The 2,137-nt window shown below is 72.6% G+C and carries 4 protein-coding genes; 1 reads left to right on the forward strand and 3 read right to left on the reverse strand.

Going from position 1 to position 2,137, the window contains the following annotated elements:
* The coding region (locus G5C65_RS36030; protein ID WP_478501624.1) for an oxidoreductase at positions 1-393 on the reverse strand (393 nt) is incomplete at its 3' end.
* A 76-nt stretch (positions 394-469) separates the two neighbouring features.
* Here G5C65_RS36030 and G5C65_RS36035 point away from each other — a divergent pair.
* On the forward strand, positions 470-829 hold the full coding sequence (locus G5C65_RS36035; protein ID WP_165303264.1) for a MerR family transcriptional regulator: 360 nt from the start codon (positions 470-472) through the stop codon (positions 827-829).
* Between the two features lie 48 nt (positions 830-877).
* Here the strand turns inward: G5C65_RS36035 and G5C65_RS36040 are convergent, their stop codons facing one another.
* Together G5C65_RS36040 and G5C65_RS36045 are read right to left on the reverse strand one after the other, a co-directional pair.
* Positions 878-1,372 (reverse strand): hypothetical protein, encoded by a 495-nt coding sequence (locus tag G5C65_RS36040; protein ID WP_206442658.1) that lies wholly within the window; start codon positions 1,370-1,372, stop codon positions 878-880.
* 69 nt (positions 1,373-1,441) lie between these two features.
* The coding region (locus G5C65_RS36045) for a MerR family transcriptional regulator (RefSeq protein ID WP_165303265.1) at positions 1,442-2,137 on the reverse strand (696 nt) is incomplete at its 5' end.

The raw sequence follows: 2,137 nt of genomic DNA on the forward strand, positions 1-2,137 counted from the left end.
GGAGGGGCCCGCCGGGACGTCCCCGAGGAGGCGCGAGCGCGGATGGCCCTGCCGCCCGCCGTGCATGAGCTGGGCGGCGATCCGGCCGCCGCGCGCGTGGACGGCGGCGGTGACCGCGCGCCACCCGGCCACGTGCGACTCGGTCTCCAGGCCCGGGATGCGCCAGCCGCTCTGCCCCCGGCGGTGCGGCCAGATGCCCTCGGTGACGATGAGCCCGGCGGTGGCGCGCTGCGCGTAGTAGTCCGCGACGACGGGGAGGGGCGTGCCGTCCTCGGCGGCCCGGTTCCTGGTCATGGGGGCCATGACGATGCGGTTGGGGGTGGTGAGGCGGGCGGAGGAGTAGCGGGCGAGGAGCGGGGACTCGGCCGTGCGCTGCGGCTGGTTGTTCGTCATGGAGAGACCGTAGAATCTGACACCAATGTCAGATTCAAGCCCCGGGCACCGGGCCGGGGCGCGGAAGGTGACGGGCATGAAGATCGGCGAACTGTCCCGGCGTACGGGCGTGAGCGTACGGTCCCTGCGCTACTACGAGCAGAAGGACATGCTCGTCTCCGACCGGACACCGGGCGGGCACCGGGACTACCCGGAGGCGGCGGTCGACCGCGTCATCCTCATCCAGCAACTGCTGGCCGCGGGGCTGAACGGGGACCGGATCGCGAGCATCCTGCCGTGTATGCGGGACCACGACGGGGGACCGGCGGCGACGGCAACGCCCTGGCTGGTCCAGCAGCTGGTGGCGGAGCGGGAGCGGATCGACCGGACCATCGCCGACCTGCGCTACACCCGCGAGGTCCTGGAGGACGTCATCACCACGGCCAGCACCCCCTGACGCGGTCGGAGCTGTCGACCCGGGGCTCCGGCCTCGGGTGTCAGGGTGTCAAGGCGTCAGGGTGTTCATCCAGCGGGACAGCCCGCCGTGGGCCATCGGTACGACCTCCTTGTACGTACGGTCACCCGGCAGCGCCACGATCAGCCTGCAGTACGGCGGATACCACGTCAGCTTCACCCGGGCCCGGCCGTCGAACACCGTCTCCAGGAACGCCGGAGCCCGCTCACGGGGGACGTCGTGAAAGGTGATGCCGTCCAGGGTGATGTGGGCGTCGCCCTCCGCGAAGACCTGCACGGCGATCTCCGGACTGAGCGGTGACTCGGCGGCGGGGATCTCCAGCAGCGCCTCGTGCGGCAGCGAGCCGTCCTCGTCGGTGACGGCGAACGCCCCGGCCGCCGTGCGCCGTGAGGACTCATCGGCCCCGATGGCATGCTCGATCGTGACCTGGTGTCCGTACCGTTCCGCCACCGCACGGATCGCGGTGACGGCGGACTCCGTACTGGGCATCTCGGGCATACCGGCGGGGCCGGGCGTGTGTTCCATACCAGCGATGATGCCAGGGGCCGCCACCCGGAGGACCCCGCCGCTCCCGCTCCCGCCGCTTCCGCTGCCTCATCGCATCGCATCGCCTCCCCTGCTCTCCTCGCGCTCCTCCGCGAGCCGGTCCATGGTGCGGGCCTGCACCTCCCGCTCGGCGGCGGCGGTGAGGAAGGCGTCGACCCGCTCCTCGCCCACCAGGCCCCGCACCGCGTCGAGGGTGTGGACCGGGAGCCGCACGGTCTCGGTCCGCGGGCCGACGGCGTGCGGCGGGGGCACGGCGGCGGCCGAGCGCAGATGGGACCGCAGGCTGCGGGCCGCCATCTTCTGCATGGCGCGGGCCAGCTCCGCGTCGACGGTCTGCCGGGCCAGCGGACGCAGCCTGCGGACCAGCTCGGCGGCCTCGGACGCGGTGCTGTCGGAGGGATGGGCACCGAGATAGCGGATGAACACATGCTCGTTTGTGAAGTCCAGAAAGCGGGCCGCGATGTGCTCGACCTGGCTGCGCAGCTCCCGCAGATGCTCGGTGAGCGCGAGCAGCGGCACCCCGGCCGTGTGCAGCTCCGCTGCCACCGCCAGCTCCTGCGGACTCGGCACCTGGAACTCGTCCGGACGGTCGGCCAGCGGGACCAGCACCCCGAGCGCCACGGCCTCCGCCACCGCCTCCTCGTTGCGCTCCCCGCCGAACAGCTCATCCAGCTCGGCACGGGACATCCGGTCCGACTCCTCGTCGGTCCACGGCCCTTCGACCTCGGCGACCAGACCCAGCAC

This window comes from Streptomyces boncukensis (genome assembly GCF_011045075.1).
Classification (GTDB): Bacteria; Actinomycetota; Actinomycetes; order Streptomycetales; family Streptomycetaceae; genus Streptomyces; species Streptomyces boncukensis.

What these genes read in the sequence shown, in the direction of transcription:
- G5C65_RS36040 (WP_206442658.1), bottom strand. Translation starts at nt 1,372, where the DNA reads ATGGAACACACGCCCGGCCCCGCCGGTATGCCCGAGATGCCCAGTACG.
- G5C65_RS36035 (WP_165303264.1), top strand. Translation starts at nt 470, where the DNA reads ATGAAGATCGGCGAACTGTCCCGGCGTACGGGCGTGAGCGTACGGTCC.